This window comes from Lampropedia hyalina DSM 16112 (assembly GCF_900129055.1).
Taxonomy (GTDB): domain Bacteria; phylum Pseudomonadota; class Gammaproteobacteria; order Burkholderiales; family Burkholderiaceae_C; genus Lampropedia; species Lampropedia hyalina.
Genome location: NZ_FQUZ01000016.1, coordinates 37,262 through 50,748 on the forward strand (window position 1 = coordinate 37,262; position 13,487 = coordinate 50,748).

Annotated in this window: 11 protein-coding genes and 1 riboswitch; of the genes, 10 read left to right on the forward strand and 1 reads right to left on the reverse strand. The window is 62.8% G+C overall.

Annotated elements, in window-relative coordinates:
* Position 1: 1 nt before the first annotated feature.
* Positions 2–2,335 carry a TonB-dependent receptor domain-containing protein gene (locus BUE21_RS07865; RefSeq protein WP_073356177.1) on the reverse strand — a complete coding sequence of 778 codons (2,334 nt, stop codon included), beginning with the start codon at positions 2,333–2,335 and terminating at the stop codon, positions 2–4.
* A gap of 220 nt (positions 2,336–2,555) precedes the next feature.
* Positions 2,556–2,699, forward strand: a riboswitch (S-adenosyl-L-homocysteine riboswitch).
* 71 nt (positions 2,700–2,770) lie between these two features.
* Here BUE21_RS07865 and ahcY point away from each other — a divergent pair.
* The 10 genes from ahcY to BUE21_RS07915 all read left to right on the forward strand — a co-directional run bounded on the left by ahcY (position 2,771) and on the right by BUE21_RS07915 (position 13,447).
* Positions 2,771–4,222: an adenosylhomocysteinase gene (gene ahcY / locus BUE21_RS07870; protein ID WP_073356139.1), complete on the forward strand. Its 1,452-nt coding sequence runs from the start codon at positions 2,771–2,773 to the stop codon at positions 4,220–4,222.
* A 171-nt stretch (positions 4,223–4,393) separates the two neighbouring features.
* Positions 4,394–5,146 carry a TlyA family RNA methyltransferase gene (locus BUE21_RS07875; RefSeq protein WP_073356178.1) on the forward strand — a complete coding sequence of 251 codons (753 nt, stop codon included), beginning with the start codon at positions 4,394–4,396 and terminating at the stop codon, positions 5,144–5,146.
* Positions 5,146–5,997, forward strand: coding sequence for a methylenetetrahydrofolate reductase [NAD(P)H] (gene metF, locus BUE21_RS07880; protein WP_073356140.1), 852 nt, complete (start codon positions 5,146–5,148; stop codon positions 5,995–5,997). Before BUE21_RS07875 ends, metF begins: the two co-directional genes overlap by 1 nt.
* A gap of 130 nt (positions 5,998–6,127) precedes the next feature.
* Complete coding sequence (locus BUE21_RS07885; RefSeq protein ID WP_143164462.1) at positions 6,128–6,943, forward strand: septal ring lytic transglycosylase RlpA family protein; 816 nt, start codon at positions 6,128–6,130, stop codon at positions 6,941–6,943.
* Between the two features lie 183 nt (positions 6,944–7,126).
* On the forward strand, positions 7,127–8,182 hold the full coding sequence (gene dusB / locus BUE21_RS07890; protein ID WP_073356142.1) for a tRNA dihydrouridine synthase DusB: 1,056 nt from the start codon (positions 7,127–7,129) through the stop codon (positions 8,180–8,182).
* Positions 8,179–8,430 carry a helix-turn-helix domain-containing protein gene (locus tag BUE21_RS07895; RefSeq protein WP_073356143.1) on the forward strand — a complete coding sequence of 84 codons (252 nt, stop codon included), beginning with the start codon at positions 8,179–8,181 and terminating at the stop codon, positions 8,428–8,430. The genes dusB and BUE21_RS07895 overlap by 4 nt, the downstream gene beginning before the upstream one ends.
* A gap of 17 nt (positions 8,431–8,447) precedes the next feature.
* Positions 8,448–9,368: a DMT family transporter gene (locus BUE21_RS07900; protein WP_073356144.1), complete on the forward strand. Its 921-nt coding sequence runs from the start codon at positions 8,448–8,450 to the stop codon at positions 9,366–9,368.
* Between the two features lie 44 nt (positions 9,369–9,412).
* On the forward strand, positions 9,413–11,020 hold the full coding sequence (gene purH / locus BUE21_RS07905) for a bifunctional phosphoribosylaminoimidazolecarboxamide formyltransferase/IMP cyclohydrolase (RefSeq protein ID WP_073356145.1): 1,608 nt from the start codon (positions 9,413–9,415) through the stop codon (positions 11,018–11,020).
* 5 nt (positions 11,021–11,025) lie between these two features.
* On the forward strand, positions 11,026–11,835 hold the full coding sequence (locus BUE21_RS07910) for a TrmH family RNA methyltransferase (RefSeq protein ID WP_073356146.1): 810 nt from the start codon (positions 11,026–11,028) through the stop codon (positions 11,833–11,835).
* Positions 11,828–13,447 (forward strand): glycerol-3-phosphate dehydrogenase/oxidase, encoded by a 1,620-nt coding sequence (locus BUE21_RS07915; RefSeq protein WP_073356147.1) that lies wholly within the window; start codon positions 11,828–11,830, stop codon positions 13,445–13,447. The genes BUE21_RS07910 and BUE21_RS07915 overlap by 8 nt, the downstream gene beginning before the upstream one ends.
* Positions 13,448–13,487 lie beyond the last annotated feature (40 nt).

Below are 13,487 nucleotides of genomic sequence, written 5' to 3' on the forward strand. Positions count from 1 at the left end.
ATCAGAAGCGGGCGTTGATGCTGATCCAGAAGCTGCGTGCCCTGTCCTTGTTGTTGTAGTCGTCCACGAAGTTCACGTCATAGCTGCCATCGGCATTCTGTACGACCGAGGTGCGGTAGCTGGTGAAGTCACGGTCGAGCAGGTTATTGACGCGGCCTGTGATGGTGACGTTCTTGTTCAGTTTGTAGCTGGCTCCCAGGTGCAGTACGTTATAGCCTTCGTAGTACAGGAATTCACCGGTGGCGGGGTCTACCGAGCCACGGAAGCGTTTGGAGCGGTATTCGGCGGTCAGGAAGGTGTTGAGTTTGGGAAGGGCCTGCCAGTCCAGCGTGAGGTTGGCCATGTGCTTGGATGTGTTGGTCAGGGGCTGGCCTGCATCCGCACCGGTTTTCTGCTCGCTGTCGGTGTAGGTGTAATTGCCGCGCAGTCCGATGGCGGGCAGCAACTGGTAACGTCCGGCCAGTTCCAGCCCCTGGATGCTGGCCTTGGCCACATTGACCTTCTGGCTGTAGCTGGTGTAGCCCAGGTCGCCGTAGTCGCCCAGGTTCACGCAGGGACGCACGCCGCCGGTCTGGGCGCAGGTCTGGGTGACTTCGCCATTGTCGATCTTGTCCTTGAAGTTGTTGTGGAAGATGGTGGCGTTGAAGCTGTGGCGATTCGGGTGGTTCCAGTACACGGCCAGCTCGCTGTTGCGGCTGGTTTCGGGCTTCAGGTCGGGGTTGCCGGCCCAGGGGTTGGTGCCCTGGCCGCCAAAGCCGGTGATGCCGTCATACAGGTCGGTGGTGTTGGGGGTTTTGTAGCCGGTGCTCACGCCGCCCTTGACGGTCCATTGTGGATTGAGCGTATAAACGCCGTACACGCGCGGCGAGACATGGCTGCCGAATGTGTCGTGGTGGTCGTAGCGCAACCCGGCCGTGAGCGTGAATTGCTCGGTGGGCATCCAGTTGTCTTCGACGAACAGGGCATACATCTTCTGCTTTTGCGCACCGGTGTCCTGGTCTTTTTCCATGCCGAACACGCCATCGACCAGTTCACCATCGATCATCTGCCCGCCCACGACCAGCATGTGGTCGCCTGCCAGATTGCGCAGCGGGATGTCGAATTTGGCATCCAGCGTGTACTGGTTGCTTTCCAGCGTGCGCTTGGGGCGCGGCAGGAAGGTAGATTCGGCCAGGGCACGACGCTCTGCCGTGCTCATACCTGCATAGGCTCCGGTGCCGCTGTACATTTCTTGCAGCAAGTGGCGTTCGCCGGGGCGGAAGGGCAGGGAACGGCCCAGGTTGCTGGTTTCCACATAGGCCAGCGAGACGAAGCTGCGGCCAAAGTCCCATTCGCCCTCATGGGTCAGTGCCCAGTTGTCGCGCTCGAAACGCTGGTCGCGGGTGTAGCCCACACGCGGCTGCACGATGCCGCCTGATGCGCGCCATACCGAGGCAATGCCGTCCAGCGTGCCCAACTGGCTTTCGCTGTTGTCGTATTTCTGGCGCGACATATCCCAGTCCAGGGTCAGGCTCTGGCGGCTGTCGGGTTTGAAGGCGAGGCTGAAGCCGAGGGACTTGTTGGTTTTGTCCACCGTGCGGCCACCGCTACCGAACCCCAGCGAGCGTTCGTGTACCACTCCGGCGGGATCGGTGAATGGCGCGTAGTTGGGTTCGCTTTTCTCGTAGTCGTAAATGCTGCCACGGATGCTCAGGCCCAGCTTGTCGGCCACGATCGGGCCGCGCAGATCGAAGTCCAGCGTGGTGTCGTCGCCAAATTGGCTGTCCTGCTGGAAGCTGCGACCGACCGTGGCCGAACCGGCCCATTGGTCGCCCACTTTCTTGGTGATGATGTTGATGACACCGCCCATGGCATCTGCACCGTACAGCGTGGAGGCCGGGCCGCGAATGACTTCGATGCGCTCGATGGCATCCAGCGGTGGAATGTGGTTGAACTGGTTGCCCTGGAAGCTGTTGGGGTAGATGTCACCGTGGTTGCTCTGGCGGCGGCCATTGACCAGCACCAGCGTGTAGTCGGCACCCATGCCGCGCAGGCTGATGGTGCGCTGGCCGGTCTTGTCGGAGGTTTCGCCCACGTCCACGCCTTCGAGGTCGCGCACGGCATCGATCAGGCTGGTGTAGGGCCGCTTGGCCAACTCTTCCTGGGTCACGACCGAGATGCTGGCCGGAGCATCGGTGAGTTTCTGCTCGAAGCCGGCGGCGGAAATCACCACTTCATCCAGTACGTTGCTGGCCGGGGTTTCCTGGGCTGTGGCACTGCTGGCCATGCAGAGCAGGGCAACCGAGAGAGCGACGGGCGTGACCGCCACCGCGAAGGGCGTGGTGGGAGAGGGCATGGAGAAATCCTTGGTTGTGAATGGAAGCAGTACCGCATGGGAAATGCGCCGCCATTGTGACAAAAAAGGCATAAATAATAAAAACGATTCTTGTTTTTATGTGTTTTTTTGTTGAAAATAAGAGACATTTACGGGCGTTGGCAACCATTCGCACAGAGTGGACAAGGCAGGTTCGCTGCGCGTGTTTTCGGTAATGAAATGGTTTTCCTTATAATGGCGGCTTCCCGAGGAGCGTTGCAACATGGGCGCAGCAATGGATATTGCGCGGCATGTGAGGCTCGGGGTGGCTCAGGTCAGGTGTACATGCCGGTTGTGCGGCAGGTGGCCCTGTCCATGCGCACATTGGCAACGACGCTCATCCGCAGTGCGTGGTGGGCTTTTTTTGCGTTGCCATGCCAGCGGCTTGTTCATCTTGCATCTGTCTGGAGTTTTGCCATGAATGCCCATTCTCACCAGGAAACCGCGCTGCACAGCGTCATTGCCAACCCGGCTCTGGCCGCCTGGGGCCGCAAGGAAATCCAAATCGCCGAAACCGAAATGCCCGGCCTGATGGCCATCCGCGAGGAATATGCCGCGCGCCAGCCGCTCAAGGGCGCGCGCATTACCGGCAGTCTGCACATGACGATCCAGACGGCGGTGCTGATCGAAACCCTGCAAGCCCTGGGCGCGACGGTGCGCTGGGCCTCGTGCAACATCTTTTCCACACAAGACCACGCAGCAGCGGCCATTGCCCTCAATGGTGCCGATGGCGGCAAAGGCACGCCGGTGTTTGCCATCAAGGGCGAGACGCTGGAGCAATACTGGGATTACACGCACCGGATTTTCGAGTTCGGCTCGCAGGGCGAGGCGGGTGAAGGCCCGAACATGATTCTGGACGATGGCGGCGACGCGACGGTGCTGATGCACCTGGGGCAGCGTGCCGAGCAGGATATTTCCGTGCTGGCCCATCCCGGCAGCGAGGAGGAGCGCGTGCTGTTCGCCACCATCAAGGCCAAACTGGCCGAAGATGCCACCTGGTACAGCCGCAAGAGTGCCGAAATCATCGGGGTCACGGAAGAAACCACCACCGGCGTGCACCGCCTCAATGAGATGTCCGCCAAGGGCACGCTGCGGTTCCGTGCCATCAACGTGAACGATTCGGTGACCAAGAGCAAGTTCGACAACCTGTATGGCTGCCGCGAGTCGCTGGTGGATGGCATCAAGCGTGCCACCGATGTGATGATTGCGGGCAAGGTGGCTTTGGTGGCCGGTTACGGAGACGTGGGCAAGGGCTGCGCACAGGCTCTGTCGGCCCTGCGGGCACAGGTGTGGGTGACTGAGATCGACCCGATCAACGCCCTGCAAGCGACGATGGAAGGCTACCGCGTGGTGACGATGGAATATGCCGCTGACAAGGCCGACATCTTCGTGACCACCACCGGCAACAAAGATGTGATTCGCCACGAGCACATGGTGGCGATGAAGAACGAAGCGATTGTCTGCAACATCGGCCACTTCGACAACGAGATCGACGTGGCTTCGCTGGAGCAGTACCAGTGGGAGGAAATCAAGCCCCAGGTCGATCATGTGATCTTCCCGGATGGCAAGCGCATCACGCTGCTGGCCAAGGGGCGGTTGGTCAATCTGGGCTGTGCCACCGGCCACCCCAGCTATGTGATGAGTTCGTCGTTTGCCAACCAAACGCTGGCGCAGATCGAACTGTTCACCAAGCCCGACCAGTATCAGGCAGGCAAAGTGTATGTGCTGCCGAAGATTCTGGACGAGCACGTCGCACGCTTGCAGCTTTCCAAGCTGGGGGCGCAACTGACAGTGCTGACCGATGAGCAGGCTGCCTACATCGGGGTGCAGAAGCAAGGGCCGTACAAGCCCGATACCTACCGTTACTGATGGGTGCCACGGTTCCCAAGCTGCCGTGCCGGGCTGGAACCGAACCGGTGGCAGTTTTTTCACATCAAGGAGAACGACGATGCTGGAACTGTTGCCGGCATCGTCATGTGGGCACTCAACAGCCTGTTTTCGCTGGGATGATGGGTGGCATGGCAGATTGCGGGGCAAGGTATGCGGGCTGACCAGTTGCTGGTGCAGCAGGGGCTGGCACAGACGCGCTCCCAGGCGCAGCGGCTGATTGCCGCCGGGGTTTGCTGGCGGTTGCCCGGCGCGCCTGCCTGGCAGACGGTGCGCAAGACCGGCGAGGACGTGCCCGAAATCGCCGAATGGCAGTTGCGTGACACCGCCGAGACGCGTTATGTCTCGCGTGGTGGCCTGAAGCTGGAAGGTGCCTTGCAGGCTCTGGGGCTGAATGTGGCAGGCTGGCGTTGCCTGGATGTGGGTCAGTCCACCGGCGGCTTCACCGACTGCCTGCTCCAGCAGGGTGCTGCGCATGTCACCGGTGTGGACGTGGGGCAGGGGCAGATTCACCCGCGCTTGCGCGAGGACGGGCGTGTGACGGTGCTGGAGAAAATCAATGCGCGGGAACTGAATCGCGCCTCGATTGATCTGGAAAGCCTTGGTTTCATGCTGGTGGTGAGCGATCTGTCATTCATCTCACTGACGCTGGTGTTGCCTGCGATTGCCCGGACGGTGGATGCGGGCACGCTGCTGCTGATGCTGGTCAAGCCCCAGTTCGAGCTGCAACCCGGCCAGATCGGCAAGGGCGGCATTGTGCGCGATGCCGCCCTGTACGCTCAGGTAGAGCAGCGCGTGTGCGCTGCCTGTGCCGAGCAGGGATTGAATGTATTGCAATGGTTGCCCAGCCCGATTACCGGTGGAGATGGCAACCGCGAATTTTTTGTTTTTGCAAGGAAGTTGTGATGACGCAAGCTGGCAGTGCTCCGGCATTGAGCCTGGAGTTTTTCCCGCCCAAAACGGCGGCGGGCGTGGAGAAGTTGCGTGCAGTGCGTGCCAGCCTGTATGCCATGCAGCCGGAATTCTGCTCGGTGACCTATGGCGCGGGCGGCTCCACCCAGGCGGGTACGTTCAGCACTGTGGCGCAGATCATTGCCGAGGGGGGGAGTGCCGCATCGCACTTTTCCTGCATCGGCGCGAATCGGGACAAGGTGCGTACCGAGCTGGCAGAACTCAAGGCAATGGGCGTGCGGCGGCTGGTGGCGTTGCGCGGTGATTTGCCCAGCGGCTACGGCATGGGCGGGGAGTTCCATTACGCTAGCGATCTGGTGGAGTTCATTCGGGCCGAGACGGGTGGCGATTTCCATATTGAAGTGGCGGCCTACCCCGAAACCCACCCGCAGGCGCATTCGCCCCAGTCGGACCTGAATGCGTTCGCCATCAAGGCCCGGGCCGGGGCGGATTCGGCCATCACCCAGTATTTCTTCAATGCCGATGCGTACTTCCGCTTTGTCGATGATGTGCGCAAGCTGGGGGTGGAGATTCCGATTGTGCCGGGCATCATGCCCATTACCAGTGCCAGCAGCCTGCTGCGCTTCTCGGATGCCTGTGGCGCGGAAGTGCCGCGCTGGGTGCGTCTGCGGCTGCAATCGTTTGGGGACGACACGGCTTCCATCAAGGCATTTGGCGAGGACGTGGTGGCCGGTCTGTGCCAACGCCTGCTGGCCGGTGGCGCACCGGGGCTGCATTTCTACACCATGAACCAGAGCGAACCCACGCTGGGCGTATTGCGACGGCTGGGATTGGCGCGGGGGTGAATCTCAATGATGACACGCCCTGGCTATTTGAAAGGAACCGACATTGCACACAGAAGACGCATACAGTCAGAACGGTACGAAAGCCGTGCAGGGTGGGGGGCACGGCAGTGGCCATTGGGGGATTGCGCGGATGGCGATGGTCGCCGTGCTGGGCTGGGGGCTGAGTGCCTGTAGCGTCAGTGTGCCCGATGGTCGCCAGGCCCTGAGCACCGTGACCGATGCCACGCAGCCCACTGCTGTGGAGGGAAAAAAAGCCCCCGCGCCAGTGCCTGCCCGGCAGGCTGTTGCCGATGATGCCGATGATGCCGATGATGCCGATGATGCCCATGTGCGTGAGGAGACGGCACTGGCTCCTGCCGTGCCACAGTACAGCCCTTTGGTGCAGGCTGCTCTGGCGCAGGCGCGGTTGCAGAGTGACCGCACCCTGAGCATACCCTCGGACCTGGAGCCGGAGGCTCGAAGCACGGTCAGCCACCTGGGCTTGCGCAGTGTCGAGCAAGAGCGTGCGCGCACGGCATCGCCATCTGCCGCCCGTGCTGTATCCAAGGCGACTGCCAAGGCTTCGGCATCATTGGGCTTGCGTTCGGATTTGCTGCAAACCGGCCGTGCCTCCTGGTACGGAGACAAGTTCCACGGTCGCATGACGGCCAATGGCGAACGCTACAACATGAACGCGATGACGGCAGCGCACAAGACCCTGCCGTTCGGCACGCAGGTGTGCGTGCGCAGTCTGGTGTCCGGGAATGAGGTGCTGGTGCGCATCAACGACCGGGGGCCGTATGCGGGCAATCGCATCATCGATGTCAGCCGGGGCGCGGCCGAAAAACTGGGCATGATTCGCCTCGGGCTGAAGGAGGTGGCCCTGTGGATTCCTTCGGAAGAAGGGGGCGAATGCGGGGATGGCAGCGTCGAGATCGCCGGGCTGCGAACCAAAAAGTCGCGCTGAATTTTCAGGGTTTGGTGATTTTGCACAAAAAACAGGCATTACAATAGCACCTGCATTTTTTGCAGAAACGCAGAAAATGCCAGCATACAGCGCGTACCCGGTACGCGCTTTTATTTTTGGCGCAGCATGGGTTGCTGTGCCCGGAGAAAGCAGCGGATCATGGTGTGGGAAGGCTTGTCGGCAATGCGCATCGGGACGGTGGAATTGCCCAACCGCCTGTTTGTTGCGCCCATGGCGGGTGTGACCGACCGGCCGTTTCGTATGCTGTGCCGTCGCCTCGGGGCCGGTTATGCGGTCAGCGAGATGGTGACTTCGCAGCCCGATCTGTACCAAAGCCTCAAGACCTCCCGCCGTGCCAACCACGATGGCGAGCCGGGGCCGATTGCGGTGCAGATTGCCGGCACGGATGCGCAGATGATGGCCGATGCAGCACGCTACAACATCGACCGGGGCGCGCAGATCATCGATATCAACATGGGTTGCCCGGCCAAGAAGGTGTGCAACAAATGGGCGGGTTCGGCCCTGATGCAGAATGAGCCGCTGGCTGCTGAAATTGTGGCTGCCGTGGTGCAGGCCTGCCAGCCGCATGGCGTGCCGGTGACGCTGAAAATGCGCACCGGCTGGTCGCAGCAGCATCGCAATGCCGTGGCTCTGGCGCGGGTGTTCGAGTCGCTGGGGGTGCAAATGCTCACGGTGCATGGACGCACGCGGGAGCAGGGCTATCGCGGTGCGGCAGAATACGAAACCATTGCCGCCGTCAAGCAGGCGGTGGGCATTCCGGTGGTGGCCAATGGCGATGTGCACAGTGGTGCGAAAGCGCAGGCCGTGTTGCAGGCCACCGGAGCCGATGCCGTGATGGTGGGGCGTGCCGCACAGGGCAGGCCGTGGATTTTTCAGGAAATTGCCGCTTTCTTGGCCACTGGGGTTGTGCCTGCCGCACCGGAGGTGTGGCAGGTGCGCGAATGGCTGCTGGCGCACCTGCTGGATCACTACCAGCTCTATGGCGAGTATGCCGGGGTGCGTACCGCTCGCAAGCACATTGGCTGGTATCTGGCCGATGTGCCGGGGGCGCAGGATTTCCGGCGCAGCATCAATGCCGTGGAAGACTGCCAGCAGCAGTGGCAGGCCGTGGCCGATTTTCTGGGGCAACTGGCACAGCAGAGCGTCTGCTGGCCTGTGGAGCACGGGCAGGGGGCACTGGCAGTGCCTGCCGCCGATGAACGAGAGTGTGGTGTATGAGTATGAATATTGAAGAATGTGTGCGGGTGAGCCTGCAAAACTATTTCCATGATCTGGGCGGGGAAGTGCCCAGCAATGTGTACGAGATGGTCATCCGGCTGGTGGAAAAACCCCTGCTGGAAGAGGTCATGCTGCAAGCCGACCAGAACCAGTCCAAGGCCGCCGAATGGCTGGGCCTGAACCGCAACACACTGCGCAAGAAGCTGCTGGAGCACGGCGTGCTGGAATCGCGGCGCAACAGGGGCTGATGCCCTTGCCATCCACCATGTTTGCCTCTTCCCCAACACCTGCGCCTGCACTGACCCCTGGTCTGCTGCTGGTGCTCTGTCTGCCCTCGCTGTTCTGGGCGGGCAACTTCATCGTGGGCCGTGCCGTCAGCGGCCTGGTGGGGCCGGTGACGCTGTCGTTTCTGCGTTGGGTGCTGGCCCTGTTCTTTCTGTTGCCGTTTGCCCTGCGTCCGCTGCTGCGCGACTGGCAGCAGCACCGCGCGCTCTACTGGCAGCACCGCTGGCGCATTCTCGGGGTGTCGGTGGTGGGCGTGGCCGCCTTCAATACGCTGGTCTATACGGGCCTGCGCAGCACCACGGCCACCAATGGCATTTTGCTCAATTCCTTCATTCCCATCCTGATCGTGTTGCTGGGCGTGCTGTTCTACGGACAGAAGTTGCGCTGGAGCCAGGCACTGGGCTTGCTGGTGTCGTTTGCCGGGGTGCTGGGCATCATCCTGCATGGCGACTGGTCGCGTCTGTGGAATCTGGCATTCGGCCAGGGGGATCTGATCGTGTTCGCGGCGGTGACGGGCTGGGCCGTCTATACCCTGTGGTTGCGCGGCATTCCGCCACAAATCAACCGCATGGCCTTGCTGGTGGTGCAGATTCTGCTGTGCCTGCTGGTGCTGCTGCCGTTTTTCCTGTGGGAAATGCGCGCCGGGCCTGTGCCGCAATGGAATGGCCGTTCACTGGCGGCTCTGGCCTACATCAGCATTTTTCCGTCCGTACTCGCCTATCTGCTCTATAACCACGGCGTGGCGCAGGTGGGCGCGGCGCGCGCGGGCGCGTTCATTCACCTGATGCCGGTGTTCGGCGCGATTCTCTCGGTGTTGCTGCTGGGCGAAACCCTGCACCTGTACCATGCCCTAGGCATGGCCTGCATTCTGGGTGGCATCGTGCTTTCGGGTCGCCGCTGACACCGCTTTTTTCAACCCACTTTTTTCCATCATCTGTCATAACCATGTCCTCCAAGACTGCCCTGATTTCCGTTTCCGACAAGACCGGCATTGTGGAATTTGCCCAATCCCTGCACGCACTGGGCGTGCGCCTGCTCTCCACGGGCGGCACCGCCAGGCTGCTGGCCGAAAAAGGCCTGCCCGTCACCGAAGTGGCCGAAGTGACGCAGTTCCCCGAAATGCTCGATGGCCGCGTCAAGACCCTGCACCCCAAGATTCACGGCGGCCTGCTGGCGCGGCGCGATCTGCCCAGCCATGTGGCAGCCCTGAAAGAGCACGGCATCGAGACCATCGATTTGCTGGTCGTGAACCTCTACCCGTTCGAGGCCACTGTGGCCAGGCCCGGCGTGACGCTGGCCGATGCCATCGAGAACATCGACATCGGCGGCCCGGCGATGGTGCGCAGTGCCGCCAAGAACTGGAAGGACGTGGGCGTGATTACCGATGCCAGCCAGTACGCCACCGTACTGGCCGAACTCCAGGCAGGCGCACTCACCGCCAAAACCCGCTTCGCCCTGTCTGTGGCGGCGTTCAACCGCATTGCCCAGTACGACGCAGCCATCAGCAACTTCCTCTCGGCCGTGGAGCTGGACGATAGCCAGATCGACAGCGAAAGCTATGCCCCCGCCCGCAGTGCCTTCCCCGGCCAGTCCAACGCCAGCTTCATCAAGCTGCAAGACCTGCGCTATGGCGAAAATCCGCACCAGCAGGCGGCCTTCTACCGCGACCTTTATCCTGCTCCCGGCTCGCTGGTGACGGCGCAGCAGTTGCAGGGCAAGGAACTGAGCTACAACAACATTGCGGACTCCGATGCCGCCTGGGAATGCGTCAAGAGTTTCGACGTGCCCGCCTGCGTCATCATCAAGCACGCCAACCCCTGTGGCGTGGCAGTCGGTGCCGGTGCACACGAAGCCTATGCCAAGGCCTTCCAGACCGACCCCACCAGTGCCTTCGGTGGCATCATTGCCTTCAACCGCCCGGTCGATGTCCAGACTGCCGAGGCCGTCTCCAAGCAGTTCGTCGAAGTGCTGATCGCCCCCGACTTCAGCCCCGAAGCCCTCGCCGTTTTCAAGGCCAAGGTCAATGTACGCCTGCTGAAAATCGCCCTGCCGCAAGGTGGTGACACCCCCTGGAGCAATGGCCGCAACGCCCAGGAAGTCAAGCGCGTTGGCTCCGGCATCCTGGTGCAAAGCTCCGACAACCATGTGCTGCAACAGGCCGACCTGAAGGTGGTGACGGCCCAACAGCCCAGCCCCGAACAACTGCAAGACCTGCTGTTTGCCTGGAAAGTGGCCAAGTTCGTCAAGAGCAATGCCATCGTGTTCTGCAAGGATGGCATGACGATGGGCGTGGGCGCAGGCCAGATGAGCCGCCTCGACTCCGCCCGCATTGCCAGCATCAAGGCCGAACACGCCAAGCTCTCGTTGCAAGGCACGGCCGTGGCCAGCGATGCCTTCTTCCCGTTCCGCGACGGGCTGGACGTGGTGGTGGATGCGGGTGCAAGCTGCGTCATCCAGCCCGGCGGCTCCATGCGCGATCAGGAAGTGATCGACGCGGCCAACGAGCGCGGTGTGGTCATGGTGTTCTCCGGCGTGCGCCACTTCCTGCATTGACCGCCATGAACCGCCAGCCCCGTCTGGACAGCATTCACTCGCGCGACAACGCCTCGGTGAAACTCTGGCGCAAGCTGGCGCAGGACAACCACGCCTACCGCAAGCAAGGGCAGGTGTGGCTGGAAGGCGAGCACCTGTGCGAAGTGGTGGCGCAACGCGGCCTGCCGGTCGATACGGTGGTGCTGGGGCACAGCCTCCATGCCAGCGGCGGGCTGCCGCACTGGCTGCACGGCGTGGCCAGCCGCCACACCGTGGTTGTGCCCGATGCCCTGTTTGCCGACATCAGCCCGATGGGATCGCCCGTGCCACTGGCATTCGTGCTGCCACTGCCAGCCAGCGAAGCGGTGCTGCCCGACCAGCCCACCGTGGTGCTGGATCGCTTGCAGGATGCGGGCAATGTCGGCGCGATTCTGCGTGCGGCGGCCGCTTTCGGTTTCCGGCAGGTGCTGGCCTTGAAAGGCACGGCGGGACTGTGGTCGCCCAAGGTGCTGCGGGCGGGCATGGGCGCGCATTTTTCGCTGCATCTGGTCGAGCAACAAGAGCTGGAGGCGGTACAGAGCTTGCAGATGCCACTGCTGCTGACCAGCTCCCACCAGGGCCGCTACCTGCACCAGCAAAGTCTGCCCTGGCCCTGCGCCTGGGTGCTGGGGCACGAAGGGCAGGGCGTGGCCGATGCCCTTGCCGCCCTGCCACACACCGCAGTGCGCATTGCACAGCCGGGCGGACAGGAATCGCTCAACGTTGCCAGCGCGGCTTCCATCTGCCTGTACGCCAGCGCGGTGGCGCAGTGGGCAGCGGAAAATTCCCATGCCTGAATACGCACCCAGCCACTCGCCTGCCACCACAGATCGCACTGCCCTGTGGGCGCGGCTGGCGAGCGGCGAACAGGTTGATCTGCTGGTCATCGGTGGTGGAGCCACCGGCCTGGGCATTGCCCTCGATGCGGCCGTGCGTGGCCTGCGCGTCGTATTGCTGGAGGCGCACGACTTTGCCAAGGGCACCTCGTCCCGCGCCACCAAGCTGGTGCATGGCGGCGTGCGCTATCTGGCACAAGGGCATCTTGCACTGGTGCGCGAAGCCCTGCACGAACGTGCGGCCCTGTTGCGCAACGCGCCGCACCTGACTGCGCCGCTTTCCTTCGTCATGCCCGGCTATGGGCTGGCGGAAATGGCTCTCTACGGAGCCGGACTCGCCATGTACGACACGCTGGCCGGGCAGGATGGGCTGGGCGGCACACGCCTGCTTTCGGCCCGACAGGTGCGCGACATGGTTCCCAATGTGCAGGCAAGTGGCCTGCGGGGTGGCGTGCAGTATTGGGACGGCCAGTTTGACGATGCCCGGCTCGCGCTGGCACTGGCGCGCACGGCGGCCCGTCACGGCGCATTGCTGCTCAACCACTGCCGCGTCGAGGCTTTGTTGCACGATGCCCAGGGCCGGGCATGTGGCGTACAGGCCGTCGATGCCGAAACTGGCCAGCGGCTGGACTGCCGTGCCGCCTGTGTGGTCAATGCCACCGGTGTCTGGGTTGATGCCCTGCGCAATCAGCGCGATGCCGATGCGTCGCGTCGCGTATCCACGCCGCCATTGGTCACCGCCAGCCAGGGCGTGCATTTGGTGGTGGATCGCAGTTTCTGGCCATCGGAACATGCCCTGCTCATCCCCAGGACGCGCGATGGCCGCATCCTCTTTGCCGTGCCTTGGCAAGGCAAGGTGATCCTCGGAACCACCGATACCCCCCGGAAAGACATGCCACTGGAGCCGCAGGCTGACCCCGCAGAAATCGACTTCATCCTGCGCGAAGCCGGACGCTATCTGCGCCACGCCCCCCGGCGTGCCGATGTGCGCAGCGTCTGGGCGGGACTGCGCCCGCTGGTGCGACCGACGGCCAGTGCCACAGCCCATACCGCCCAGATCAGCCGCCAGCACCACATTGAAATCGCTGCCAACCGGCTCGTCAGCGTCACCGGCGGCAAGTGGACGACCTACCGCGCCATGGCCGAAGACGTGCTCTACCAATGCCAGATGGCCGGTTTGGTTCCGGTAGCCATTCCCGCCTGCACCACCGCCAGCCTGCCGATGGTGGGTGCGCCTGTGGCTGGCCCATCGCCTGCCGATGGTATTCCTGTGGCATTGGCCGCCTATGGCACAGAAGCCGCCTTCGTGCAGACCCTGCCAGGGCACGACCACACACTCCATACCGAAACCGGCCTGACGGAAGCAATGGTGCGCTTTGCCGTGCGCCACGAATACGCCCGCACCGTCGAAGATGTGCTGGCACGGCGCAGCCGACTGCTGTTCCTGGATGCCGTCGCTGCCACGCAACTGGCCCAGCCGGTGGCCGATATCGTGGCCGATGAGCTGCACACCGATGCCGCCCGGCAGGCGCAGGACTTCAGCGCGCTGGCGACACGCTACCAGTTGGCATGAACGGCCATGCGATAAAAATGTCACGGCCTGCTTGACGCAG